General features: G+C 71.3%; 16 protein-coding genes. 7 read left to right on the top strand and 9 right to left on the bottom strand.

Annotation, left to right across the window (positions count from 1 at the left end; genetic code table 11):
* Positions 1-90 precede the first annotated feature (90 nt).
* Both ABTY15_RS07980 and ABTY15_RS07975 read left to right on the top strand, forming a co-directional pair.
* Complete coding sequence (locus ABTY15_RS07980) at positions 91-2,520, top strand: ricin-type beta-trefoil lectin domain protein (protein ID WP_350577907.1); 2,430 nt, start codon at positions 91-93, stop codon at positions 2,518-2,520.
* A gap of 220 nt (positions 2,521-2,740) precedes the next feature.
* Positions 2,741-3,010: an Lrp/AsnC family transcriptional regulator gene (locus ABTY15_RS07975; protein WP_350577905.1), complete on the top strand. Its 270-nt coding sequence runs from the start codon at positions 2,741-2,743 to the stop codon at positions 3,008-3,010.
* Between the two features lie 204 nt (positions 3,011-3,214).
* Here the strand turns inward: ABTY15_RS07975 and ABTY15_RS07970 are convergent, their stop codons facing one another.
* Positions 3,215-4,015 carry a DUF6544 family protein gene (locus ABTY15_RS07970; protein ID WP_350577903.1) on the bottom strand — a complete coding sequence of 267 codons (801 nt, stop codon included), beginning with the start codon at positions 4,013-4,015 and terminating at the stop codon, positions 3,215-3,217.
* Positions 4,016-4,511: 496 nt separating this feature from the next.
* Between ABTY15_RS07970 and ABTY15_RS07965 the strand changes: the two genes are divergently transcribed.
* Complete coding sequence (locus tag ABTY15_RS07965; protein WP_350577900.1) at positions 4,512-4,943, top strand: DUF7144 family membrane protein; 432 nt, start codon at positions 4,512-4,514, stop codon at positions 4,941-4,943.
* A 105-nt stretch (positions 4,944-5,048) separates the two neighbouring features.
* On the opposite strand, the gene ABTY15_RS07960 is transcribed toward ABTY15_RS07965, so the two are convergent.
* The 4 genes from ABTY15_RS07960 to ABTY15_RS07945 form a co-directional block, all read right to left on the bottom strand.
* Complete coding sequence (locus tag ABTY15_RS07960; RefSeq protein WP_350577897.1) at positions 5,049-5,921, bottom strand: hypothetical protein; 873 nt, start codon at positions 5,919-5,921, stop codon at positions 5,049-5,051.
* Between the two features lie 657 nt (positions 5,922-6,578).
* Positions 6,579-6,905: a carboxymuconolactone decarboxylase family protein gene (locus ABTY15_RS07955; RefSeq protein ID WP_350577894.1), complete on the bottom strand. Its 327-nt coding sequence runs from the start codon at positions 6,903-6,905 to the stop codon at positions 6,579-6,581.
* Between the two features lie 397 nt (positions 6,906-7,302).
* On the bottom strand, positions 7,303-10,026 hold the full coding sequence (locus ABTY15_RS07950) for a beta-L-arabinofuranosidase domain-containing protein (RefSeq protein WP_350577892.1): 2,724 nt from the start codon (positions 10,024-10,026) through the stop codon (positions 7,303-7,305).
* Between the two features lie 83 nt (positions 10,027-10,109).
* The gene (locus tag ABTY15_RS07945; RefSeq protein ID WP_502893446.1) at positions 10,110-11,822 is read right to left on the bottom strand and encodes a glycoside hydrolase family 27 protein; all 1,713 of its coding nucleotides are present in this window, start codon (positions 11,820-11,822) and stop codon (positions 10,110-10,112) included.
* A gap of 798 nt (positions 11,823-12,620) precedes the next feature.
* Between ABTY15_RS07945 and ABTY15_RS07940 the strand changes: the two genes are divergently transcribed.
* Both ABTY15_RS07940 and ABTY15_RS07935 read left to right on the top strand, forming a co-directional pair.
* Positions 12,621-13,139 (top strand): hypothetical protein, encoded by a 519-nt coding sequence (locus ABTY15_RS07940; protein ID WP_350577888.1) that lies wholly within the window; start codon positions 12,621-12,623, stop codon positions 13,137-13,139.
* Positions 13,139-13,795: a hypothetical protein gene (locus tag ABTY15_RS07935; RefSeq protein ID WP_350577885.1), complete on the top strand. Its 657-nt coding sequence runs from the start codon at positions 13,139-13,141 to the stop codon at positions 13,793-13,795. Before ABTY15_RS07940 ends, ABTY15_RS07935 begins: the two co-directional genes overlap by 1 nt.
* Before the next feature lie 34 nt (positions 13,796-13,829).
* On the opposite strand, the gene ABTY15_RS07930 is transcribed toward ABTY15_RS07935, so the two are convergent.
* Together ABTY15_RS07930 and ABTY15_RS07925 are read right to left on the bottom strand one after the other, a co-directional pair.
* Complete coding sequence (locus tag ABTY15_RS07930) at positions 13,830-15,206, bottom strand: wax ester/triacylglycerol synthase family O-acyltransferase (RefSeq protein WP_350577882.1); 1,377 nt, start codon at positions 15,204-15,206, stop codon at positions 13,830-13,832.
* Positions 15,207-15,441: 235 nt separating this feature from the next.
* Positions 15,442-16,275 carry a ZIP family metal transporter gene (locus ABTY15_RS07925; protein ID WP_350577880.1) on the bottom strand — a complete coding sequence of 278 codons (834 nt, stop codon included), beginning with the start codon at positions 16,273-16,275 and terminating at the stop codon, positions 15,442-15,444.
* Between the two features lie 477 nt (positions 16,276-16,752).
* On the opposite strand from ABTY15_RS07925, the gene ABTY15_RS07920 reads away from it, so the two are divergent.
* Together ABTY15_RS07920 and ABTY15_RS07915 are read left to right on the top strand one after the other, a co-directional pair.
* Positions 16,753-17,421 carry a DUF4389 domain-containing protein gene (locus ABTY15_RS07920; RefSeq protein ID WP_350577877.1) on the top strand — a complete coding sequence of 223 codons (669 nt, stop codon included), beginning with the start codon at positions 16,753-16,755 and terminating at the stop codon, positions 17,419-17,421.
* The gene (locus ABTY15_RS07915) at positions 17,418-19,976 is read left to right on the top strand and encodes a cation-translocating P-type ATPase (RefSeq protein WP_350577874.1); all 2,559 of its coding nucleotides are present in this window, start codon (positions 17,418-17,420) and stop codon (positions 19,974-19,976) included. Before ABTY15_RS07920 ends, ABTY15_RS07915 begins: the two co-directional genes overlap by 4 nt.
* Positions 19,977-20,010: 34 nt before the next feature.
* On the opposite strand, the gene ABTY15_RS07910 is transcribed toward ABTY15_RS07915, so the two are convergent.
* Together ABTY15_RS07910 and ABTY15_RS07905 are read right to left on the bottom strand one after the other, a co-directional pair.
* Complete coding sequence (locus ABTY15_RS07910; RefSeq protein WP_350577871.1) at positions 20,011-22,932, bottom strand: cation-translocating P-type ATPase; 2,922 nt, start codon at positions 22,930-22,932, stop codon at positions 20,011-20,013.
* Positions 22,929-23,810, bottom strand: coding sequence for a universal stress protein (locus ABTY15_RS07905; protein ID WP_350577868.1), 882 nt, complete (start codon positions 23,808-23,810; stop codon positions 22,929-22,931). The genes ABTY15_RS07910 and ABTY15_RS07905 overlap by 4 nt, the downstream gene beginning before the upstream one ends.
* Positions 23,811-23,892 lie beyond the last annotated feature (82 nt).

Below are 23,892 nucleotides of genomic sequence, written 5' to 3'. Positions count from 1 at the left end.
GCCCTCCCACGCCGTGCCGGGCGACCCCATCCGGGCGTCCGGCGCGGGACCCCCCACCCCCTCCACCCCCTCCCCACCTCGGAGACGCCCATGGGCCGTCAACACCCCACCTCGACCTGGCGCACCGCGCTGAGTGCGACACTCGCCCTCGCCGGCGCGCTGAGCGGTCTGGCCGCCCCGGCGGCAACCGCCGCGAGCGCAACCGCTCCGAAGACCGCCACCTCCACCAGCGTCGTCATCGACGGCACCAAGCCGGGCCTCACCTTCGACGGGGTCGGCGCGATCTCCGGCGGCGGCGGCAACTCGCGCCTGCTGGCGGACTACCCGGAGCCCCAGCGCAGCCAGCTGCTGGACTACCTCTTCAAGCCCGGCTACGGCGCCTCGCTCCAGGTGCTGAAGCTGGAGATCGGCGGCGACACCAACTCCACCGACGGCGCCGAGCCCAGCATCGAGCACACCCGGGGCACCGTCGACTGCAACCAGGGCTACGAGTGGTGGCTGGCCGAACAGGCCAAGGCCCGCAACCCCGACATCACGTTCTACGGCCTGTCCTGGGGTGCCCCCGGCTGGATCGGCAACACCGGCAGCGGCGGTAAGTTCTGGTCCCAGGACACCGTCGACTACCTGATGTCGTGGATGGGCTGCGCCGCCCAGCACCACCTGAACATCTCCTACCTCGGCGGCTGGAACGAGCGCAGCTTCGACAAGGCCTGGTACGAGAACCTCAAGAGCACGCTCGTCGCCCGCGGTTACGGCGCCACCAAGGTCGTCGCCGCCGACGACAACTGGACGGTGGCCGACGCCATGACCACCGACCCGGCGTTCAGGAACGCCGTCGACATCGTCGGTGTGCACTACCCCTGCGGGTACATGAGCTCCTTCACCGACTGCCCCAGTACGGCGAAGGCCCAGGCGCTCGGCAAGCCGCTGTGGGCGAGCGAGAACGGCTCCGAGGACGCCGACGGCGGCGCCCCGGCGGTGGCGCGCGGGATCAACCGCGGCTACCTCGACGGGAAGATGACTTCGTTCCTCAACTGGCCGGTGATCGCCGCGCTCTACCCCGACCTGTTCTTCTCCACCGACGGCATGTCGATCGCCGACCAGCCCTGGTCCGGCAACTACCACATCGGCAGGACCACCTGGGTCACCGCGCACACCACCCAGTTCACCCGGCCCGGCTGGCGGTACATCGACTCCGCCAGCGGCTACCTCGGCGGCGCGCGCGCCAACGGCAGCTACGTCACGCTGCGGAGCGCGAACGGCACGGCCACCGGCGACTACAGCACCGTGGTCGAGACCCTGGACGCCACCGCCGCCCAGACCGCGAGCTTCACCGTCACCGGCGGCCTGTCCACCGGCAAGGTCCACGTCTGGTCCACCGACCTCAACTCCACCAACCCGGCCGACTGGTTCGTCCAGCAGCCGGACGTCACCCCGGCGGGCGGCCGCTACACCCTCACCCTCCAGCCCGGCCGGGTCTACACCGTGACCACGACCACGGGCCAGGGCAAGGGCACCGTCACCCCGCCGGCCGCCGCGCCGATGACGCTGCCCTACGCGGACGGCTTCGACACCCCGGCCGCGACCACCTCGCCGAAGTACTTCGCGGACATGAACGGCGCCTTCCAGACCGTCGCCTGCGGCGGCGGCCGCACCGGCACCTGCCTGCGCCAGATGGCCCCGACCTCGCCGATCCGCTGGACCGACGAGCGCTACAACGCCCCGTACACGATGATGGGCGACGGCAGCTGGTCCAACTACACCGTCACCGCCGACACCCTGTTCGAGCAGTCGAGCACCGTCGAACTCCTCGGCCGGGTCAACCAGCAGGGCCGCAACAACAACGGCCTGAACGCCTACCACCTGCGGGTGAGCGACACCGGCGCCTGGTCCATCGACAAGAGCGACACCAGCTGGAACTTCACCACCCTCGCGAGCGGCACCACCACGGCCCTCGGCACCGGCCGCTGGCACACCGTCGCGCTCACCCTGGAGGGCACCGCCCTCACCGCGAGCATCGACGGAACCGCCGTGGGCAGCGCGACCGACGCGAGCTTCACCAACGGCCGGGCCGGCCTCGGCGTGACCGGCTACCAGACCGACCAGTTCGACGACTTCGCCCTCACCCCCGGCACGCCCACCACCCACACCGGCCCGATCACCTCGGCCCTGCCCGGCAGGTGCGCCCGCCCCACCGGCGGCACCAGCGGCGCCGCCGTGCAGCTCTGGGCCTGCGACGGCAGCGCCGAGCAGGTGTGGACCCGGTCCAACGGCACCCTCACCCACAACGGCAAGTGCCTCGACGTGACCGGCGGCGCCACCGCCAACGGCTCCCCGGTCGAACTCTGGGACTGCAACGGCGGCGCCAACCAGCAGTGGACGCCCCAGCCGGACGGCACCCTGAAGGGCGCCCAGTCCAACCGCTGCCTCGACGACCCGGGCTTCGCCACCACCAACGGCACCCCGCTGGAGATCTGGGACTGCAACGGCGGCACCAACCAGCGCTGGACCCTCCCGTAACCTCCCGCCCGGCCCATGAGAAGGGGGCTCCTGTCGCACTGGCGCCGGAGTCGATCTTCGCGGGGACAGAGCTCGAGCGGATCAGGGCCCGGGTGGCCGACACGCACAGCACCTCCGTCGTGACCCCGTGCCTGGACCTCGGCACCGAACAGCAACAGCACCCCATGTCGTACGGCGGCCCGGGCACCCCGACGGTACCCGGGCCGTCCCGGACGTGCCCGTGAGCCGTCCGCCCGCGACCGCCGCCAGCGCCGACACCACCGCGGGCAGCAGCGCCGCCGTTCCCGCCGCGGTCAGCGAGAAGCCGCGGTCCTCGCTGAGGTACGTCGGCCCCCAGGTGTCCGGCAACGCCTTCTCCGAACTCGACCTCGCCCTGATCGGTGCCCTCCAGGCCGACCCCCGCGCCCCCTGGACCCGGATCGGCCCCGCCCTCGGCGTGAGGGACCGGTGGCCCCACCGACGAGCAGACCGATGGAGCAGATCCGATTGACCGCCAGAGGGCCACCAGGAAGTCCTCGTCGACGAACGCCGACGCCTCGCCATCCTCCCCCAGCGCCGGGTTGCGTCCAAGGAGTTGGTGTGCGGCTTCCACCCGTTCCGGGGTCTCGCACGAGAACGCGGTGTGGTCGAAGTCGGTTCCCCTGCTGTCCGGTGCCGTCTCGCGCACAGTTGGTCGGGGGTCAGGTCGAACGGTTCATCGCGGGGTTACGAGGCGGTCGACGGTCTGGCTGATGAACGGTGGCTCAGTCGCGTAGCCGGCCACGACGGCGGCGGGCAGAAGCACACCCGCGTGCCGGATCTCCTGGCGCACCTCGACCACGAATTCGTGCAGTCGGTACGGTCCTCGGCCCAGGCGCGTCCATCGCGGTGTGGTGACCCGGAGCAGCCGGCCGTCCTGGGCGACGGTGAGCGACACCGGGTGGGCGCAGCCGGCGACCGGCACCAGCATGGTCACGCTGTCCGGGCCGTCCTGCTGCCAGTCGATCGCCCGGTCGAGGGCGGCCGGCGGCCACAACACCGTCTCGGCGGCCAGCCGACCGGCCGCGCTGCGGGTCAGGTCGGGACCGGCGGCGTGTACGAGGGGGAGGCAGCCGAGCAGGGTGTGCCGCATTTCTCCCGCGGAGTCGGTCAGCCGGTCGTAACCGCTGACCGGCAGGCCGCACAAGCGGGTCCGTTCGGCCCACAGGTAGCCGTGCGGTGCCGCGAGGACCTGCCGGGCCCGGAAGCTCCGCCAGCCCGCCAGCCGGATCCTGCCGCGGAGCTCCAGCCCGACAGCCGGGTGGCAGAGCGTCCCGGCCGGGACGGCGTGCCGGAGCCAGCGGCGCGCAGGCTCCGGCAGGGCGTCGAGTGCGGCCGGCTCGAAGCGGTACGCCGAACCGCCCGAGAACAGTGCCGACCAGGCGGCGCGGAGCGAGTCGGGCAGCACGCGCGGTGGCGGGAAGCGGTCCGACGCCGCGGACGCGGCAGCGAGGTCGGTAGTGCCGAGCCCGGTCATGGCGGTGCCTCCGTCGCGGATTCCTGTCTGCCGCTACCCACGCTAGGCGGAGAACCGTGCGCTGCGCCGGGCCGAAAGGCCCGGACCTCCCGGGTCCAACGTCGTCCGGCCGTGAGCCCTTACGCAATGACGTACTTCGTATAGATATCAATTGTCACACGAGTAAGCCGTCCGTCAAGGCCCTGGCTCGGTGATCTCCGTTGGCGCCCCCGGCGTGCACGCCGACAGCCACCACCGGCACGCGTCCTCTCCGCCCGGGACACCCGGGACATGACGGTGCGTCACCCGTCACTCCTGACTGTCGGGGCCCCTCCCCTTCACGGGCGGTGTGATCGACAAGGCCAGGCCGTCCGCACGGCGCGGTGGGCCGTACGGGCGCCCTGCCAAGCGCTCTCGGAGTAGCAGTCAGGAGCCTGCCATGGCAGCGTGGAAGACAGGAGGACTCCGCACGGGTCGCGATAAGTCGGCGACAGCACTCTTCCGAAGGAGACCTGAAATGGCCAGCAACGCCACGGGAGCACCGACGAGTGCTCGAACCTCCCGGAAGCCCTTCGCTACCGGTCTGACCGTGTTCGCCGCATGCCTGATGCTCTTCGGCGGCACGATGGCGATCTTCGAGGGCATCGGCGCGATCGTCAATGACGACCGGTACGTCATCACCGGTAGTTACGTCTACAAGTGGGACAGCACCGGTTGGGGCTGGATGCACCTCATTCTCGGCATCCTGATCGTGCTGGCAGGCTGCGCGCTGTTCACCGGCGCCGTGTGGGCACGGGCCATCGGCGTGGTGATGGCGGGCCTCAGCATGATCGCCAACTTCCTCTGGCTGCCCTACTACCCCTTCTGGGCCATCGTCCTGATCGCCCTCGACGCCTTCGTCATCTGGGCGCTGACCGCCGGCACACACCGGGGATCCGCCGGAGGCTAGAAGAGCAGGAGCAGGAGTTGGGACACCCGCCGTCGACCTCGGCCTTCGCGGGCGTCGGGGTCGCGCTGCTGGTGACGTTCCTGGCCGGTCTGCTGGCCAAGCGGGCTAGGGCCCAGCCGCAGCCTGCGGACCGGACCGGGGGATAGTGGGCCGGTGGCGGGCTTCCTCGGTGCGCTCGGGGAGCAGGAGGACGGCGCCGACGAGGAAGCACAGTGCACCGATCAGGGTCTGGGTGTCGGCCCGGTCGACGTTGTGGACCTGGCCGGTGACCGGGTCGATGTAGCCGGCCACCGCGGAGACGCCGAATGCGACGGACCCGATCAGGTTGGCGAGCGTGATCCACCAGGCCCAGGACCGGGGGCGCCAGGCGAGCCAGCCGTGGCAGGCCTCGTACCAGGCGAGCGCGCTGGCCACCAGGAAGCAGACGGAGCCGATCGCGTCGGGCCGCCACACGTGCTGGTGCGCGGCCTCGGCGGACAGGTTGTCGGCCATGGCGAGACCGGTGCTGACGTTGAAGTAGACGGTTCCGACGAGTTGCACCGCGGTGGCCCACCAGTCGATCCGGTGCGGCTGGTAGGTGAAGAACCGCCGGTGGTGGGGGTTCTGTGCCGGCGGTGCGGCGTCGACCGTCTCCCGGTAGCAGAGGAAGGACGCCGACGTGAAGAACAGGGAGCCGACGAAGTACGTGACGGTGTCCCCCCGGGTGCCGACGGCGTCGGCATAGCCGGGGACCGAGCCGACGGCGAACAGCAGCGACCCGACGGCGAACAGGACCGCGATCCACCAGCCGCGGGCTGCGGGGGCCCACCAGGTGGAACCGGCGGCAGGCTGCTGGTGCTTGCGGTGACGGCGCGATCCGCGACGGACGACCGTGCTGTCCTCGCGGACGTGGTCGACGAACGTTGCCGGGGCTCGGTGGTGGCGGCGGGCGGTGCGCCCCCGCGCGGTCGGTGGCGTTGCCCTGCCTGCTCGGCTCATGGTCCCTCCTTCGGAAGCCGGGGCGGGTCATGCCGCTGCCGGCATGGGTGAGGCGCGTTCCCGAGGCCCTCACCGACCGAAGGCAGTGAGAATGACGGACGAGATCGGTCGAGTCGGTTGGTTCACCATCGGTGTCACCACGATGGCACTCGCTGGCGCCGGCCGTGCCGTGGCCCGTACCGGGCGCATCGCCAGGGAGGCGCTGCGGACGTCGGCGGCGGAGAGCCGCGCTGCCGCGTCGGGTCGCCGGACTCTCGAGTCGGCCAGCGGAACGGGCGGCTGGGTCCTGTTCAGTGCCCTGATTCCGGCAGGTGCGGTCGTCCGCCGCTGGCCGGCTCCGAGACGATCGTCAAGGAACTCATGGAGCCGGCGGCTCAGTGACCGGCACCGGGCGGACACCCGTGCGCGCCCTGTACGGGGCGCAGCGATCGCAGCCCGGGCGCTCTTGGGCAATGCACCTGGGGCGACCGTCGGTCGCGACACGCAGCAGGTTGGCCGATTGTCAGCGCTGCGGGGTAGCGGGTGCCACTCCGCTGTCGGCCGTGACCGTCGGCTCCGCGCGCCCGGTGCCCGCACAGGCACGCGCCCAGTGTCGGCCCGGGCGCGTGCCGGTGCGGCCTCCCCAGCGCTGAACTCCGTCGGGCGGCTGTAGGGCGCCTACGCCTTGTTGGACATGTCCTCGTTGGCGACGGCGATGGCGATGCCGAGTGCTTCGGCGATGTGCCCGGCGGCGGACATGACGCGGGCGGTGCCGACGATCGGGGCGATGGCGACCAGGACGTCCTGGAGCTTGTCGGCGGTCAGGCCGCTCTTCATCGCGGGTTCGATGTGGGCGAGGTAGGAGAGCGGGGGCGCGTCCATGGCGGCGAGCGCCGCGATGCGGGTCAGGATGAGCATGTCCTGCGGGAGGCCGCAGCGCTCGATCGAGTCCATGGTCATGGCGGCGAGGGTGTCGAGGACAGGGGTGTCGGATTGCGTGGTCACGTGGATCTCCTCATGCGGGGGCGCCTCCGCACCGGCCGGGTCCTTCAGACGCGGGGGACCGGGCTGGTGCCGGCAGCGGCGTGGAATCGGCCGTGCTCAGACCTTAGGAACTGGCTCGGTCGGCTGCAGGGCGGTCGGGGCGTTCGGGTGACGCTGTTCCGGGGCCCCGCCCTCCCGGTCGGATCTCTTCGGGGTGGTCGCGATGCGAGCCGACGATCTGCTCCGGCGGGAGATCTGCCTCGAGGGCGCTCCCGAAGCCGTGCTCGACCCGGCCGTGCTCGACCCGGCCGTGCTCGACCCGGCCGTGCTCGGGGCGGACGCGGTGACAGCCGCGACGGAGCGGCTTCCTGTGTGGCGCCGCGGTCGCCCTGCGGCGACCGCGGGACCCGACGTCGGATCAGATGAACCGCCACAGGTGGTCGCTGGTGCCGTTGTCGTCCCAGAGCACGGCCTGCGCTCCCGCGGCGGTGGAGGCACCGGAGATACCGAGGACGCGGCCGCTGCCGGCGCACTGGATCCGGAAGGTGTCGCCACCGCCGTGGCGCAGACGCCACCGGTGGTCGGCGGCGCCGTTGTCGGCCCACTGGACGATCCGGGTGCCGTTGGCGGTGCCGCCGTTCTCCACGGCGAGGACCTTGCCGCTGTTGGAGTTGCGCAGGCGCAGGTAGCCGCCGGTGTCGAGGTCGGCCGTCCAGAGGTGGTCGGCGGTGCCGTTGTCGTCCCACTGGATGGCGAGGCCGCCGTCGGCGGTGGACATGTTCTGGATGCCGAGGACCCGCCCGCTGGCGACGTTCTGGATCCGCCTGGCCCCGACGGGGGCGAACTGCCACTGGCCGGCGGCGGCACCGCTGTCGGGCAGCTGTACGGCTGCGGCGCCCTGGGCGGTGGAGCCGCCGGCGATGCCGAGCAGCTTCCCGGTGTGGACGTTCTGGACCTTGTGGTAGCCGTTGCCGGCGTCGACGACGGTCCACCGGTGGTCGGCGGTGCCGTTGTCGGCCCACTGGAGGATCGGGGCGTTGTCGGCGGTGGACATGTCCCTCACGCCGAGGACCTTGCCGCTGTTGACGTTGCGCAGCCGCAGTGCGGTGCCGTCGACGACGAGGGCCCAGTTGTGGTCGGCGGTGCCGGTGTCGCCCCACTGCAGGGCGAGGCCGCCGTCGGCGGTGGACATGTTCTGGATGCCGAGGACGAGTCCGCTGGCCGCGTTGACCAGACGGAAACTCGCACCGCCGGTCCGCCAGTAGACGGTGTAGTTGAAGCCCTGGGCGTCGTGGAACGGGCCGAGGTCGACCGTCGCCCCGTCGGCGGTGGCCGTGAAGGCGAGGGCGGTGCCGCTGGTCCGGGTGATCGTGGCGGCGTCCAGGGCCGGGAGGGCGGACAGTGCGGTGCTGCCGTAGTTGCCGGCCAGGACGATGGGGCCGTAGGTGATCGCCGCGACGTCGGGGCTGTCGTTGGCGGCTTGGAGGGCCACCCGCATGGGGAGCTTCACGGTGACGGTGTCGCCGGAGACCCAGGATCGGGTGAGGGTGGCGTACGTGCCCGGGGCGGGCGCGACGCTCTGCGCGACGCCGTTGACGCTGACGACGGCGCCCGAGGTCCACCCGGGGATGCGGACGCGCAGGGACCACGTACCGCCGACACTGCCGGTGACCTTGAGCGTCGTGGTGTCCTCGGCCGGGAACGCGGTGGTCTGGGTGACCGTGATGCCCCGCTGGGTCCAGTCCAGGATCGACGGGAGGAACAGGTTCACCGTGAGGGTGGTGCCGTCGTGGAAGTAGATGGAGTCCATCAGCTTGGTGTTGGACTCGACCCCCGTCCCCTGGCAGCACCAGAAGCTGCTGTAGTCGGTGCTCCAGGTGCCGCCGCCCCAGGCCGGGCCCTTGCCCCGGCGGCCGCCCGGGTTGAGGGAGCTGAAGTACGTGATGTGGCCGTGCGGGTCGGCCGGGTTCTGGGCGCCGATGACGTGGTTGAGCAGCGCCTTCTCGTAGAAGTCGAAGTACGGGGCCCGGTCCGGGCTCAGCTGCCACAGCTCCCGGGTCAGCTTGAGCATGTTGTAGGAGTTGCAGAGCTCGCAGGTGTCGTCGGTGAGGTAGCCGGAGATGGCGTTCGGGGCCCGGAAGTGCTCCGCCTGGCTGTTGCCGCCGATGGCGTAGGTGTGCGCGCCGGTGGTGATCGACCAGGCGTTGGCGGCGATGTCGCGGTAGCGGGTCGTCCCGGTGGCCTTGTACTCGCGGACGGCTCCGATCCACTTGGGCACCTGCGTGTTGGCGTGGATGCCGTTGAGCTGGTCCAGGTTCGCGGCGAGCGGGTCGAAGGCCGCGGCGTGGTCGAACCGCTGAGCGACCGTCAGCCAGCGGGTGTCACCGGTCTGTTGGTAGAGCGCGGCCAGCACGTCGTTCATGCCGCCGAACTCGGTGCCCAGCATCGACTGCATCGTGCCGTAGCCGAGCGCGGCGGTGCGGCGGTCGACCCAGCCGGCGAGCGCGAGGAGCACGTCGCGGGCCTGGGTGTTGCCCAGGAGGCGCCACACGTCGAGCAGACCGGCCATGGTCTTGTGGACGCAGTAGTACGGGACGTTGCCGTTGCTCAGCCTGCCCGCTTCGAGGCTGGCGAAGTCGGCCTCGGGGAAGCCCGACAGGTAGCCGGCGGAGAAGCCCGCGGCAGCGTTGTTGGCCTGGCACTTGGCGAGTTCGGCCACCATCCGGTCGGCCTTGTCGCGGCAGGTGGTGTCCCCGAGCGCGGCCGCGGCCTGGGCCCACGCCGCGAGGAAGTGGCCCTGTACGTGGGTGCGGAAGGGGAACCCCGGGTCGTCCCAACCCCCGTTCGCGGCAGCGGCATTGGTGGAGAGCCGGTGGTTGGCGCGGAAGTTGTACAGCAGGCGGTCGACGTCGATGAAGCGGAGGTAGGCCAGGGTGCGGTTCTGGTTGTCGAGCCATCGGCTGCTGGTGAGCCGGACCTGACCCAGCTCGAACGGGAGCGCCGACACTCCGACGTCGGACCTGATCGGGGGCGTCTGCGCCGCGGCGGAGACGGGGCCGAGGGCGGGGCCGGCGGCCGCGGCCACGGCCGCGACGCCGGTCGCCCTGAACATGGTGCGGCGGCTGAAGGGTCGAGCCGGCATGGCGAACTCCAGGGTGCGTGAGAGAGGCCCGGTAGCGGAGATCGGCTGGGGAGCCCTTCGGGCGGAAGTCATCCGAGCGGAAGTCATCCGAGCTTCCACTGCTGGTTGGTCTGGCCGTTGCAGGTCCACAGGTCGATCAGCGCGCCGTTGGCCGTGGATTTGGCGGTGACGTCGAGGCAGAGTCCGGACTGGGCACTGGTGATGGTGCCGTCGGCGTTCACCTTCCACTGCTGGTTCGCCTGGTTGTTGCAGGTCCAGATCTCGACCTTGGTGCCGGGCGCGGTCTGGCCGTTGTACGCGTCCAGGCACATCTGGGTGCCGCCCGAGACGAAGGTCAGCTGGCCGGAGGGGGTGCGGGTCCAGGTCTGGTTCGGTTGGCCGTTGCAGCCCCAGATGATCACCTGGGTGCCCGGGGTGGTGGTCGAGTTCGGCACGTCCAGGCACTTGTCCGCACCGACCGCGCGCACCGGGCCGGCCGGGTTCGTCCCGCCGCCGGTGCCGCCCGAGACGCGGAACATGGTGGTGCCGTGCGCCGGAACCGAGGCGCTGATGGTGCCGGTGGTGGTCGAAGTCGCGCCGGACCACAGGTCGGTGAGGCCGTAGCCGGAGGCGTCGGTCTTCCCGATCGCGGCGGCGGAGGTGCTGATGGTCGCGGTCGATCCGGTCTCGTTGAACAGGGCCACCGAGACGTCGCCGTTCGCCAGCGGCTTGGCCAGCACGTCGAGACCGCCGGCGGAGGACACCAGGGTGCCCTGCTTGCCGAGCGGGTCCTGGTCCACCGCGATCACCCGGGCATTGGTGAGCGTGGCCAGGGTGGTCGGACCGGCCGAGGCGATGTTGGTGCCGGCGATCAGCGGAGCCGCCATCTCCGCCCACAGGCTGAACTCCGAGCGGGCCTCGGTGTCGGTGAGCGGGCCGTTGCCGACCTCCAGCATGTCCGGGTCGTTCCAGTGACCGGGCCCGGCGTAGGCGGCCAGGTTCACGTTGCTGTGGAAGATCGACAGCATGCTGGAATAGCTGGCGTTGATGTCGCCGGTGGTGCGCCAACTGTTGCCGACGCCGGCGCCCCAGGTCCACACGCTGTCCTCGCCCCAGCTGCACAGGCTGAACAGGATGGGCCGGCCGGTCGCGGCCAGGGCGTCGCGCATCGTGGTGTAGCGGGTCTGCGCGGGCGCCTTGTTGCCGTTGGGGCAGGTGTTCAGCCAGCAGCCCGGCCCCGCATAGCAGTTGTCGTACTTGAGGTAGTCCACGCCCCAGGCGGCGAAGGTCTGCGCGTCCGTGCTCTCGTGGCCCAGGCTGCCCGGGAAGCCGGCGCAGGTCTGCAGTCCGGCGTCCTCGTAGATGCCCAGCTTCAACCCCAGCGAGTGGACGTAGTCGGCGGTGCCCTTGATCCCGTCCGGGAACTTGTTCGGATCAGGTACCAGGCGCCCGTCGGAGCCCCGGGTGTGGGTCATCCAGCAGTCGTCGATGTTGACGTACTCGTACCCGGCGCTCTGCATGCCGTTGTTGTGCATGGCCAGCGCCGTGTTCTTGATCAGCGGCTCGGAGACGTCGCAGCCGTAGGCGTTCCAGTCGTTGAAACCCATCGGCGGCGTGGTCGCCAAACCGTTCCCCAGGGCCGCAGCCGCCGGGGCCGCGCCCAGGGCCGCGCCCAGGGCCGCGGCCGGTGGAGCCGCGCCCAGCGAAAGCAGCGGAATCGCCAAGGACAGGAGTAACGCCGAGAGTACGCAGGCAAGCGTCCTCCGCGGCCGTGTGCGCGCCGATGGCCGGGTGACGCGCAGGTCCGCGTGGAGCATGTGATCGCCTCCTGGTGGAGTAGTTGTGAGCATGACAAACGCATTTCGGTGGACGGCCCCGAAGAAATGGAGGACTGTGCGCCGGCATTTCCGGTGCGGCTTCCCCGGCATGTCCGGGCGTCGAATCCAGCCCGGGTCTCCGATTCGCCCTCGTGGATGCCGGAAGAAGCGGAAGAAGTCGGCGAGTTGGCGCGACTCCTCGCTCGCCGTCCGGCCGCGCAGCGCCCCGGGTGGCCGCACGAGGCCCGTCGGCGGCCGGTCGTGGCGCTCAGGTCCGCATGCCGTCCTCCCGATCGGCGGTGGATTCGACGATTGGATGTTAGCGCTAACAATCAATCGCAAAAAGATCACCGGGGGAATGCCCCCGGCGTCGGCCAAGGGGAGCTTCCAATGCCCTGCGCGCAGTGTCAACCCTTCTTGCAACAATGCGCGCCCGGTGGCCTGAATCGCCCCGGGTTCGGTGGAGATTTCAGGTTGTGGCCGTGGCCGGGGGTTTCGTGTTCGTCAGGTAGTAGTTGGTGTCGTACTCGACGGCGATTTTGTGATGCCGCCCTCGAGTCACCCCCGCTGCAGCGCAGCAGTCCGATGGCGCCACCGCGTCGGATGAGTGACTGTCGAAGTGTGCGCGAACACCGAGCCATGGTCGGGCCGACCGTCATCGCGTCCGTCGCGGTCGTCTTGGTCCTGCATGCCCTGGTCCTGCGGCCGAGGATGCTGACCTGGGGCGCGACGAGCGAGGAGGCTGCGCGGTCCTATCCCGGGGATGACCTCGTAGCTGGTGCCGGGAGCGGCTCGACCATGGCCACGACCCTGCCCGCGCCGCCGTCGACGGTGTGGCCGTGGCTGGTGCAGATGGGCTGCGACCGCGGCGGCTGGTACAGCTGGGACCGGCTGGACAACGGCGGACGGCCGAGCGCGGATCGTATCGTCGCCGCGTGGCAGAGCCTGGCGGTAGGGCAACGGCTTGCATCGGTGCCGAGCGGCCGCGCCTGGTTCACGGTCGCGGTACTCGTGCCGGAACGGACCCTGGTGCTTCGCGACGACACGAGTGTGCCGTCGGGCCGCCCGTTTGATCCGACCAACGAACGCGCGCCGCGGGCGTTCGTCAGCTCGGTCTGGGGCTTCCACCTCGAACCGGCGGGCCCGAACACCCGCCTGATCGTCCGCACGTTCGGCCGGAGCCGCCCGCGCGTGCTCACCGGACCGACCGACCTGCTGTTCTGGGAACCCGCCCACTTCGTGATGCAGACCCGCCAGTTCCGCAACCTGCGCACGCGGCTCCGGCGGGCCGTGACCGGGCATCCGGGGAGGCCGTGATGAGCGCCGACTCCACCTTCGATCCGGCGGGCGGCACGCTGCTGCTGGACGGTGCGCTGCCCGAGTTCGGATTCTCCCGGCTCGAGTACGTGGCGGTCGCCGCGGCACCCCCTGTGGTGTACGAGGCGGCGCGAGGGCTGGACCTGCTCACCCTTGATTCCCCGCTCCTCAACGCGGCCATGTGGGCGCGCGGGCTGCCGGACCGGCTGCGAGGCCGGCCCATCCCCACCCCGCCGTCGATGCGCGTGGCCGACCTGTTCGACGGTACCGCGGAGGCGTGGGAGGACCAGCCCTGGGTGGCGCTGGGCGAGAGTCCCGGGCGTGAGCTCGTCTTCGGGGCGGTCGGCAAGCCGTGGCAGGCCTCGATCGACTGGCGGCGGGTCGAACCGGAGGAGTTCGCGTCGTTCGACGAGGTCGGCTGGGCGAAGATGGCGGCGGCTTTCGTGGTCCATCCGTACGGCACCCGGCGGTCCCTGCTCACCTACGAGGCGCGCACGGCCTGCACCGATCCGGAGTCCACCGCCCGCTTCGGCCGCTACTGGAGGCTCGTCTCCGCGGGCGTCGGCGTCGTTCTGCGCGGGACACTCCGAGCGATCAGGACGGCGGCCGAAGAACAGGCCGGAGCTCATCGGTCGGACATGCCGCCAGCCCGGTGACTCGATCACACGGGCAGCGCGGTGCCTCTTGCTATTACCCCGCTTCGGCATGTGGCCGGGAGGGCCTGAACGCCTGGAGGTGTTTCCGCACGCCGTCGGCGAGGACCTCGACGTCGGGACAGGCGTTCGCGTCGACGACCACGCCGATGTTGAACTGCTCGGCGTAGGAGAGCGCGGCGATGGCGAGGGTGAAGTTCCCGGTGATCGGCACCACTGGGAAGATCTCGGTGATCCGCGCTCCGGCGAGGTAGAGCGGGATCGGAGGGCCGAAGATGTTCCCGACGTAGAGGTTCGCCCAGCGCTGATGGCCGAGGCCGCGCATCATGGCCCGCTGGACGAAGCGGTTGCGCCCGAGGATTCCTTCGGGCGGGCCGACGACGTAGTGCTTCTGTCGGGCGCTCGCAGCGGCGATCAGCCGCAGTCGGCGGACCGGATCGGGCTCACCGATCGGGAGCGGAACGAACATCATTCCGGACCGGTTGCCGCGTGCCCAGCCGGATTCCTCCTGGTGCAGGGATACGGGCACGAAGGCCCGCAGGACCAGGTTTTCGACGCGTTCCCCGTGGCTGAGCAGGAGTTCTCGAAGACCGCCGGCGGTGGCCGCCATCAGCACGTCGTTCAGTTTCACCTCGTGGCTGTGAGCGATCTGTTTGACGTCGTCGAGACTGCTGCGGACGAGCGCGAGCCTGCGGTGCGGACCAACGGGGATGTTGAAGCTCATCTGCGGCGCTCGCCCCTTGAAGTAGTTCTCGCGTACCGCGGGCCACCTGTCCCGGGCCTGGTGCAGCGTGGTGGCGGGTCGCCGGAGCTTCGACAGCGTGCCTTCCGTTGCTTGGACACGCCCACGGAGGTTGTCCTCGAACAGGTCGCGGTTGGAGGGCGCCGGCACCGGGGTCCAGGGCCGGGCGGGCGTCGTCGGCGCATCAGCGCTCGGATCGAGGAACGCGCCGAGCAGAGCCACGCCCGCCGCGCCGTCGGCGATCGTGTGGTGCACCTTGATGAACACGGCCACCCGGTCGCCGGTCAGGCCGGGCAGGAACCACATCTCCCACAACGGCCGCGACCGGTCGAGGGGAAGCGCCCGCAGGTGCTCCACAGCCTGAAGAAAACCTGCCTCATCGGGAGGAGCGGCGAAGGGGAGGACCCGGACGTGCTCGGTGAGATCGAAGGCCGGGGTGTCGACCCACAGCGGCCGGCCGAGCCCGCGCCGAGGTGTGAGGAGTAGCTGACGGAACCGAGGGACCAGAGGCAGACGGCTTCCGATGATCTCGCGCGCCGCTTCGACCCGGAAGCGACCGTCCGGATCGAGCAGCGCGGTGCCATCGAGGATTGCGAGGGCGCCGATGACCTCGGGCCAGCCGAAATCATCCGACCACAGGAGCATGAGATCCTGTGGGCTCAGCCGTTCCATGACCGGTAGCCGGGCCTTGGGCTGAGTAGGTCCAGGCGTACCGCTGACCGCATTCATGACCTCACCTCCGCCCGGGACGAAGATCAGGAACCTGCCTGCCGCGCTTTCAATTGTCTCGCTCGCCCGAGTCGCGGTAGAAGGTCGCGAAGTCCGGCCGTGAGGAGAAGCAGCTGGCGGGACGCGAGACTACTGGCGGGGTGCCCTGATCTGCGCACGGCTCTGGCTAGGCCGGGCTTCACACTCCGGCGGCGGTGACGACGGCGTCGGTGGCGAAGCCGAGCAGGAGGCCCGCCAGGATCATCCAGGTGGTCAGTTCCTTCATGCCGGCACGGCGGGACACCGCGATCAGCTCGATGATCACGTAAATGATGGAGCCGGCGGCCAAGCCGAGGAAGGCGACGCCGGCGGTCTCGTTGACCACCTGCTGGCCGATCAGGGTGCCCACGAAGGTGGGGCCGCCGCCGATGAGGCCGAGCAGCACGAGGCTGCCCCAGGACGGTCGCTCGCCTGTTGCGGCCAGCGGGGCGACGATGCCGAAGCCCTCGGTGGCGTTGTGCAGGCCGAAGCCGATGATCAGCAGGACGGCGAGCGAGACCTCACCCTTCGCGGCGGAGTTGCCGATGGCGAGACCTTCCGCAAGGTTGTGCAGGCCGATGCCGATGGCGATCATCAGGGCAAGACGGGCGGCCCTGGATCTGGCTCGGGGAGCAAGCTGTTCGGTCAAGGCCGACGCACCCGGACCCTGCGACACCGAGAGCCGCGATGCCTGACGGCGGGCGATCCACCGGTCGTAGTACACCAGGCCCATCAGGCCACCGGCCAGGCCGGTGGTGAGCACAAGGCCGCCGGTGACGGCGCTGGCCCAGCGATGGTCGCCGAGTGCGGCGTCGGTCGGTTCCCAGGCGGCCGTCAGGATGTCCCAGAGCAGGAAGAGCAGGATGCCGATGGCGACCGCGTTCAGCGCAGTCCTCAGCCGTGGAGCAGGGCGTTGCAGGCGTCCGACCGGAAGGCCGAGGAAGATGGTGAGGCCGGCGACGGCGCCGAGCAGGGCGATCTGCGGACCGGACATGATGGGCTCCGAGAAGCGACGGCCAGGGCAGACTGGATCAAAGGTAAGCCTTGCCTAAGAAGTCTTGCTCTGTCTGCTCCCGGTCGCAATCCCGGGTCTGGACGAGCACGGCCGGTCCCGGCTGTTAGGCCTGGTCGCCGCGGACGACGACGACCGGGCACGGCGCGTGCTTGGACGGGGACGATCCGTCGACGCCGACGACGATCCGTCGCTCGTGAGGGACTGCGGTGTCCATCTCGTACCTGCTCTCGGCTCGGGAGGAATGCGGTCGCCCCTGATCCGACCGTGCACTGCCGGGTGCCGCAACCCAAAGGGCCGGCCGCCCCCACCTCGGGACCCGTCCGGCCCTCGCGCGAGGGTCCCGAGTCAGGGCGAGCATGAGAGATGTGCGAGAAAGCGCCCGCTCGGGATACGCCCACGGCACAGCCAAGGTCGGCCATGCCCCTCCCTGGCGTGTCGCTCAGGAGGTTGATCGCCATGGCTGCTCCCGCCCCGTCGCCGGTCCGAGTGGAAGCCCGGCTGGATCTGCCGCTCTCGCGCTGGCTCTGGCTGGTGAAGTGGGTCCTGGTCATCCCGCACTTGATCGTCCTGTGCATCCTGTGGGTGGCCTTCGTTCTGCTGACCGTGGTCGCGTTCTTCGCGATCCTGTTCACCGGCCGGTACCCGCGCGGCATCTTCGACTTCAACGTGGGCGTACTGCGCTGGTCCTGGCGGGTGTCGTACTACGCGTACGGAGGCCTGGGCACCGACCGTTACCCGCCGTTCAGCCTCGGTGAGGAGCCCGACTATCCGGCGCGGCTGGACATCGCCTACCCCGGTGAACTCTCGCGCGGGCTGGCGCTGGTGAAGTGGTGGCTGCTGGCGCTGCCGCACTACCTGGTGGTCGGGGTCTTCCTGGGCGGCTTCCGTGAGGTGTGGGGTGGCGGGCTCATCGGCCTGCTCGCGTTGTACGCGGGTGTTTCACTGGCCGCCACCACGCGGTACCCCATGGGTATCTTCGACCTGCTGGTCGGAATGAACCGGTGGGTGTTCAGGGTCGCCGCGTACGCGGCCCTGATGACCGACGACTATCCGCCGTTCCGGCTCGACCAGGGCGGCTCCGATCCGGCCAGCGGCCCCGTTGCGGGGGAGTGGGCCGAGCGGTGACAACCGCTGCCCATCGTGCGGGGCTCACCGAGCAGCAGGCGCAACGGCTACTCGCGGATCACGGGCCGAACGAGGTCGGTGCACCACCGAGCCCGCCGCTGTGGTCGCGCGTCGCCGCCCAGCTGCGCGACCCGCTGATCCTGGTCCTGCTCGCCGCGATCGTCCTCACCGTGGCGACCGGTGACCACCCCGACGCGATCGTGATCGGGCTGGTGATCGTGGTCAACACCTCGGTGGGCGTCGCCCAGGAGATCCGAGCGGCCAATGCGGTGGCCGCGCTGTCCGCGCTCTCCGCGCCCACGGCGCGGGTGCTGCGCGACGGTGAGGAGCGGGAGGTGGCGGCCGCCGCCGTGGTACCCGGCGACGTCCTGCTCCTCGCCGAGGGGGCCGTCGTCCCGGCCGACGCCGAACTGGTGGAAGCCTCCGCGCTGCTGGTGGACGAGTCGATGCTGACGGGGGAGTCGGTTCCGGTGGAGAAGGACGTGGTCGGTGCCGTCGGCCTCAGCGCCGGGACGACGGTGCTCCGCGGCAGGGCGGTCGCCGTCGTCACGGCCACCGGTCCGTACAGCGCGCTGGGTCGGATCGCGACCTCGTTGCACCCACGGCCCCGGCCGACGCCGCTGCAGCACCGGCTGGCGGGGCTGGGCCGAGTGCTGGCGCTCGTCACGGTCGGCCTGTGCTCGGTGGTGTTCGCGCTGGGGTTGGTGCGCGGCCAGGCACTGGAGGTGACGGCGGTCACCGCGATCAGCCTTGCCGTCGCAGCCGTCCCCGAGTCGCTGCCCGCCGTGGTGACGCTCGCGCTGGCGCTCGGCGCGCGCCGGATGGCTCTGCGGCACGCCGTCGTCCGCAAACTTCCGGCGGTGGAGACGCTGGGCTCGGTCACGGTCCTCGCGACCGACAAGACCGGCACGCTCACCGAGGGCCGGATGGTGGTCGAGCGGCTGTGGGCACCCGGATGGCAGGCGACGGTCACCGGCTCGGGCTACCAGCCGGTGGGGGAGGTCCAGACAGAGGGCACTGCCGCACTGCCGGCGGCGCGGACCCTGTTGCGGGTGACCGCACTGTGCAATGACGCCGCCCTGCGGCCGCCCGAGGGGGACGACGGTCAGTGGACCGCCCTCGGCGACCCGACCGAGGCCGCGCTGCTGGTGGCCGCGGTGAAGGCCGGATGTGACCTCGCGCGCCTCGCCGAGGAGTACCCCCGGGTCGACGAGCTGCCCTTCGACAGCATCCGGAAGCGGATGGCCACCGTGCACCGCACCCGCTCCGGCCAGTGGGAGATCTGCCTCAAGGGCGCTCCCGAGGCCGTCATCGACCCGGCCGTGCTCGCCGCCGACCCCGATGAGCTGGAGCAGACCCGGCAGGCGGCCGCCAGGCTCGCCGCCGACGGCTACCGGGTGCTGGCTGTCGCGTCGGGGCTGCGGGACGAGGCCGGTGGTCCGGTGGAGTCGAAGCTGCGGCTGCTCGGACTGGCCGCGCTGAGCGACCCGCCCAAGCCGGCGGCCGCCGCGACCGTCGCGGCCTGCCGCCGGGCCGGCATCACCCCGGTGCTGATCACCGGGGACCACCCCGCCACCGCCCGCGCGATCGCCGGCCGGATCGGGCTGCTGGAGGACGGGGGGAGGGCGGCCGAGGTGGTCACCGGCCGGGAACTCGCTGCCGGGGCCGCGCCGGACCTGTCGCGGGTGCGGGTCTTCGCACGCACCGATCCGCAGCAGAAGCTCGACCTCGTCGAAGCCTGGCGCGCAGGCGGAGCGGTCACCGCGATGACCGGCGACGGGGTCAACGACGGTCCGGCATTGCAGCGGGCGGACATCGGGGTGGCGATGGGCCGCCGCGGTACCGAGGTGGCCAGGCAGGCCGCCGACCTGGTTCTGGCGGACGACGAACTCGCCACCGTGGTGGCGGCGGTGGAGGAGGGCCGGCGGGTCTACGACAACATCCGCCGCTTCCTCGTCTACGCGCTGTCAGGCGGCGCGGCGGAGATCCTGGTCATGCTGCTGGGCCCGTTCATGGGCCTCGCGCTGCCCCTGCGAGCTGGCCAAATCCTCTGGATCAACCTGCTCACCCACGGGCTGACCGGGGTCGCGGTCGGCGCGGAGCCCGTCTCCGGCCGGGCGATGCAGCGTCCGCCACGGCCGCCGAACGAGCATGTGCTGGGGGCCGGCGTGTGGCAGCGTGTCCTGTGCCTTGGAGCGGTGGTCACACTGGTCGCGCTGGGGGCGGGCCGGTGGGCCCACTGGGCCGGACACGCCTGGCAGAGCGTGCTCTTCCTCGCCCTGCTGACGGCGCAGCTGGGTGTGGTGCTCGGCCTGCGGGAGCGACTCTTCACGAGGGCGAATCCGCTCCTCCCGCTGGCTGTCCTGGCCTCGGCGGGGCTCGGTGTCGCGGCGCTCTACGTGCCGTTCCTCCAGGACGTGTTGGAGACCGAGCCGGTGTCCTGGGCGGACGGCGGCGTGGTGACCGCCGCCGCACTGGTCGCCTTCGCCGCCGCTCGTGCAGCCGGCCGACCGGAACGGGAGGGCCTGGCCGGCCCCGGTGCTGGGAGGCGGTGAGGAGCCGGGTGGTGCCGTGAGCTGGGCAGCGAGATCAGAGTGTCCGGTGCCCGTGCTCGGCAGCGATCCTGCGGGCGTGGGCGACGATCTCGGCCGCCGCGTGCTCGCTGACGCCCAGCGCGTGGACGAGGCGGTGGGCGCTCCAGCCGTGGCGGGCGAGCAGGACGGTCAGCGGGTGGTGGGCGGGCTCCTCGGCGGCAGGCCGGGCCGGCGGGGGCGCAGGCGGCACTGGGATCGCTGTCGTGCGGCGCCGCACGAGGGCACGCCGCAGTTCGTCCGCGCCCCAGACCACGAACGGGAAGGGGACCACGATCGCGAGTTGCGCGGGGCTGAGCGCTGCGGTGCCGAACACCCGGTGCAGGGCGGGGACATAGACGATCGCGGCGGCGAATGTCAGGGCGAAGGCGATGCCGCCCAGAAGGTGCGGGTTGCTGAAGGCCCCGATCGTGCGCAGTGCGGCACGCTCGGTGCGGGCCGCGAAGGCGGTGCCGATCTGGCAGAAGACGATGCCGAGCCAGACGACGGTGGTGGCCTGTTGGTACGGCAGGTGCAGCGCGGTGCCCGTGCCGGTCGGATCGCCGGGGTGCCAGCCGCCCGTGGTGAGGGTGAGGAAGTAGCCGCCCATGACGAGGGCGGCGGAGATCAGCCCGAGGAACCCCCAGGACCGGGCGAGCATGGCGCCTCGGATCACCCGCTCGTCACGAGGGCGGGGTGGACGGTCCATCAGTCCGGGCTCGGCCTTCTCCCGACCGAGGGCGAGGGCGGGCAGGGTGTCGGTGCCGAGGTCGATGGCGAGGATCTGCATCACTGTGAGCGGGAGCGGGATCGCGCCGCCGGCGAGGGCGAACACCAGGAAGGGGACGACCTCGGGGACGGCGTGGGTGAAGATGTAGACGATGAACTTGCGGATGTTGTCGTAGGTGCGCCGCCCCTCCTCCACCGCCGCGACGATGGTGGCGAAGTTGTCGTCGGTGAGGACCATGGTGGCCGACTCGCGAGCGACCTCCGTGCCGGAACGGCCCATGGCGACGCCGATGTCCGCTCGCCGCAGGGCGGGCGCGTCGTTGACCCCGTCCCCGGTCATCGAAACGGTGTGTCCCTCGGCGCGCAGCGCGTCGGCGATCCGCAGCTTGGCCTCCGGCGAGGTGCGGGCGAAGATCACCTCCTCGCCGCGAGCGAGCAGGGCGTCCAGCCGGTCGTCGGGCATCGCGTCGAGCTCGGTGCCGGTGACGATACGCATGCCTCGGTGGCCGATGCCGACCTGCTCGGCGACGGCCGCTGCGGTCAGACCGTTGTCGCCGGTGACCACGTGCACGGTGATCCCGGCCCGATGGGCCTGCTCGATCGAGCGACCCACCTCTGGCCGGGGTGGGTCGGCCATGGCGACCAGGCCGATCAGGCACAGGTCGTGCTCGGCCTCCTCGCGGCGGCTCGGCGGTTCCTGCCCAGGGGTGAGTGGCCGCCGGGCCACGGCGAGCACCCGGAGCCCGCGTGCGGCCAGCCGGCCGACGGCGTGGACCACCTCGGTGCGATCCGCGGGGGTGAGCGGATGCTCGGTGCCGTGGTCGAGCACCCGGGTGGCGTGGGCGAGGACCTCCTCCGGAGCGCCCTTGGTGTGCAGGACGACCGTGCCGTCGCGGGTGTCGGCGGTGGTCATGAGCTTGGTGTGCGGGTCGAAGCGGAACAGTGCCCGGCGCTCACGGTCGCGTCGGTCGATCGGTCGGGGCGTTCCAAGGCGTGAGGCCAGGTCGAGGAGGGCGAGTTCGGTCGGGTCGCTGTGCCCGGCCGCCGGGTCAGCCGTGGTGCAGATCGCTGCTGCGTCCGCCAGCAGACATACCTCGGCGGGTGCTTCTGACGGCCCGCCGACGGCGTGTTCTCCGGTCGGGGTCCACACCGTGGTGACGCGCATCCGGTTCTCGGTCAGTGTGCCCGTCTTGTCGGTGCAGATCACCGTGGTGGAGCCCAGTGTCTCCACGGCGGAGAGCCGCTTGACCACCGCTCCGCGTCGGGCCAGCTCGCGGACCCCGGTGGCGAGTGCCAGCGTGATCGTCGGCAGGAGGCCCTCCGGGACGTTGGCCACCAGCAGGCCGATCGCGAAGCTCACTGCTGCCGCGAGCGAGAGACCGGCGGCCAGGCCCATCGGCAGGAAGGCGAGACCGACCCCCACGGCAATCACGGCGATCAGCCGGGCCACCCGCTTGACCTGGTGCTCCAGCGGGCTCTCCTCGCGCCGGGTGCGCTGGCTGAGCGCGGCGATCCGGCCCAGCTCCGTGTGCATGCCGGTGGCGGTGACCACGGCCAGAGCCTGCCCGCCGGTACAGGCGGTGCCGGAGAAGAGCAGGTCACGAGCGTCCAGGACCAGGCCCTCATGGTCGACGAAGTCAGCCGAGCGCACCACGGGCACCGACTCGCCGGTCAGCGCCGAAAGATCCACCTCCACACTGCCGGACAGGAGCCGAGCGTCGGCCGAGATCCCTCCGCCTTCCTCCACGAACAGCACATCACCAGGGACGAGAGCGACGGCCGGCACCTCTCGGCGCGCCCCCTCCCGCACCACGGAGGCCTGCTCGGGCAGGAACGCGGCCAGCGCCTCCACCGCCCGTTCAGCCTGCTGTTCCTGGGCGAAGGCGAGCAGGGCGTTGAGCAGGATGACCACGAGGATCGCAACCGCCAGTGCGAGCGTGCCACTGACTGTGGCGAGTACGGCGGCGAGCGCCAGGAGCAACGCCAGCGGGTGGGTGAACTGCTGCGCGAGCTCCCGGGGCCAGCGCCGGACTCCGCGCCGGGCGAGGGCATTGGGACCGTACACGGCCTGACGGCGGGCCGCCTCACGTTCCGGCAGCCCCCGTGGCGAGGTCCGCAGATCCCGGAAGAGCAGGGCCAGCGGCTCACGCGGATCCGGCGCGGCGTCCAGGAGAGGCGCCTGCTGCCGGGTGCCGGGCCCGCCGCCGGTCATGCCCCGGAACCGTCCGGGGCGGGCACCGTGATGATCGGGCACTGGGCGCGGTGCAGCAGCCCGTGCGGGACGGATCCGAGCTTCATGCCGGTGAAGCCGCCGTGGCCCCGACGGCCGACCACGACCGCGAGCGAGTGTTCCGCCGCCTTCGCCAGTTCCTCGACCGGATGGCCGCGGATCACCTCGTGGGTCAGGGCGACGTCGGGATGCGCGGCGATTCGGCCGGCCGTGTGCTCGGACAGTTCCCGCCGCAGGGTCTGGACGGCGGTGTGCTCGTCGATGCTCGCGATCAACTGGGACTGCCACACCCACACCGCGCGCAGGGCCGCTCCGCGCCGGCTCGCGAAGTCGAAGGCGAAGTCCACGGCTGCGGCGGACGACCGGCTGCCGTCAACGCCGACGACCACGTACGGCGGATCCTGGGTCACGTGCTCCGGATCGCGCACCACGACCACCGGGCAGGCGGCCTGCGCGCTCACCGGGACGGTCACGGAGTAGGTGCTCAGGACCTCCTCCAGCCGCCCCATCCGGCGCGATCCCAGGACGACCAGTTCGGCGTGCGATGACTCCCGGCAGAGGACCTGACCCGGATTCCCGTCGATGACGGATGTCACCACCTCGAGGTCCGGGTGACGTTCACGGACCACGGCGGACGCCTTGTCGAGCGCTTCATCGCCGAGCTCGCGCAGCGCCTTGCGGTACCGGGCCTCCTCGAATGCCCGGAGATCCCGGATCATCACCGGTACCGCATGGACCAGCCGCAGGGGCAGCCCCCGGCGTTCCGCTTCGTCGCCGGCCCACACCGCCGCCATCGGGCCCGGATGGGCCGCGTCCACGCCGAACACGATCGGACGGCGCTCGCCGGCTTCTGCTGGCATGGCTTCCTCCACCGGTCGGGACGGGATGCCTTCGCCCGCCTCACTCGCACCGTACGGTCGCCGGCCGGGCGCGGACAGGGCC

Origin of the sequence: Kitasatospora sp. NPDC097643 (assembly GCF_040302625.1) — a bacterium.
GTDB lineage: Bacteria > Actinomycetota > Actinomycetes > Streptomycetales > Streptomycetaceae > Kitasatospora.
Note: the sequence above shows the minus strand (reverse complement) of the source record. Positions and strands in the feature narration are given on the sequence as shown.

Bases quoted from the DNA above. Each gene is read 5' to 3' on its own strand.
- ABTY15_RS07970 (WP_350577903.1), bottom strand. From the start codon at position 4,015: ATGACCGGGCTCGGCACTACCGACCTCGCTGCCGCGTCCGCGGCGTCG.
- ABTY15_RS07950 (WP_350577892.1), bottom strand. From the start codon at position 10,026: ATGCCGGCTCGACCCTTCAGCCGCCGCACCATGTTCAGGGCGACCGGC.
- ABTY15_RS07925 (WP_350577880.1), bottom strand. From the start codon at position 16,275: ATGTCCGGTCCGCAGATCGCCCTGCTCGGCGCCGTCGCCGGCCTCACC.
- ABTY15_RS07935 (WP_350577885.1), top strand. From the start codon at position 13,139: ATGAGCGCCGACTCCACCTTCGATCCGGCGGGCGGCACGCTGCTGCTG.
- ABTY15_RS07945 (WP_502893446.1), bottom strand. From the start codon at position 11,822: ATGCTCCACGCGGACCTGCGCGTCACCCGGCCATCGGCGCGCACACGG.
- ABTY15_RS07920 (WP_350577877.1), top strand. From the start codon at position 16,753: ATGGCTGCTCCCGCCCCGTCGCCGGTCCGAGTGGAAGCCCGGCTGGAT.
- ABTY15_RS07905 (WP_350577868.1), bottom strand. From the start codon at position 23,810: ATGCCAGCAGAAGCCGGCGAGCGCCGTCCGATCGTGTTCGGCGTGGAC.
- ABTY15_RS07965 (WP_350577900.1), top strand. From the start codon at position 4,512: ATGGCCAGCAACGCCACGGGAGCACCGACGAGTGCTCGAACCTCCCGG.
- ABTY15_RS07960 (WP_350577897.1), bottom strand. From the start codon at position 5,921: ATGAGCCGAGCAGGCAGGGCAACGCCACCGACCGCGCGGGGGCGCACC.
- ABTY15_RS07940 (WP_350577888.1), top strand. From the start codon at position 12,621: ATGGCCACGACCCTGCCCGCGCCGCCGTCGACGGTGTGGCCGTGGCTG.
- ABTY15_RS07980 (WP_350577907.1), top strand. From the start codon at position 91: ATGGGCCGTCAACACCCCACCTCGACCTGGCGCACCGCGCTGAGTGCG.
- ABTY15_RS07930 (WP_350577882.1), bottom strand. From the start codon at position 15,206: ATGGAACGGCTGAGCCCACAGGATCTCATGCTCCTGTGGTCGGATGAT.
- ABTY15_RS07910 (WP_350577871.1), bottom strand. From the start codon at position 22,932: ATGACCGGCGGCGGGCCCGGCACCCGGCAGCAGGCGCCTCTCCTGGAC.